Source organism: Paenibacillus sp. VTT E-133291, from assembly GCF_002264395.1.
Classification (GTDB): Bacteria; Bacillota; Bacilli; order Paenibacillales; family Paenibacillaceae; genus Paenibacillus_AQ; species Paenibacillus_AQ nitricinens.
Map to the genome: position 1 here is coordinate 1 of NZ_NFVA01000225.1, position 812 is coordinate 812.

Genomic DNA, 812 nt, shown 5'->3' on the forward strand with positions numbered 1-812 from the left:
ATCAACGACGCCATCCGTATTCGCGAGCTTGACCGTATTGTCTTCGGTTTCTGGCAAGACCGGTAAGTTACGTTCATATAGCGCAGCTCCATGCTCCGATAACCAAACGCCATTTACCGCTACATCATACGCCATTACTCCTTCACCCCCATCGATTGCAGGCGGGATAGCGCGCGAGTTCGTTCGTCATAAAATGTAGCGATATCTGCTTTATCCACGAGTGTAACTTCATCTACGCCGAGGTCGATATGTTGCACAATATTCGTAACTGACGCGGGCGCTTGCGGTGACATACGAGGGCTTGCGATCATATCGAATAGCGTCGCTTGTTGAGCGGCGTTCAGTACGATTTCCCCACCGTGTGCGAGAATCGGAACTGCTGATCCCCGCGCTCCCTGTACGATTCCGCCCGTAGCGAACGCCTGTAACTTACCGGTATCCGACGTGATCCCGTATTGATCACGGATTGTTTGGTTCTCCGCCTGCAAACGCGACATCTCCGCCGTATTACTGGACTTCTTCGCAGCGTCATATGCGTCCTTATTCGAGTTGTAGCGCGCCAAATCTGCCGCCTTCTTTGACTCCGCGTTAATCTGCGTTATCGACGCCATCTTCGCGTTATATTGCGTTATGAACAAGTCGAGCTCCGTGAGTATCGCGTTATTCGCCGAGCCGCTAGCGCTAACACGATACGCCGCGATTCCGTCCTCAATCGATTTAATATCGCCGGAATACGCATCAAATGCCGCCGTTAATACGCTATATTGCGCTTCGGCTGCGGACTTCTCCGCTTCGTACGCTTTCGTCTTCGC

General features: G+C 52.5%; 1 pseudogene. It reads right to left on the bottom strand.

From position 1 onward, the window contains the following. Positions 1–134: 134 nt before the first annotated feature. Positions 135–812, bottom strand: a pseudogene (locus tag CA598_RS32605) (hypothetical protein); the annotation flags it as partial.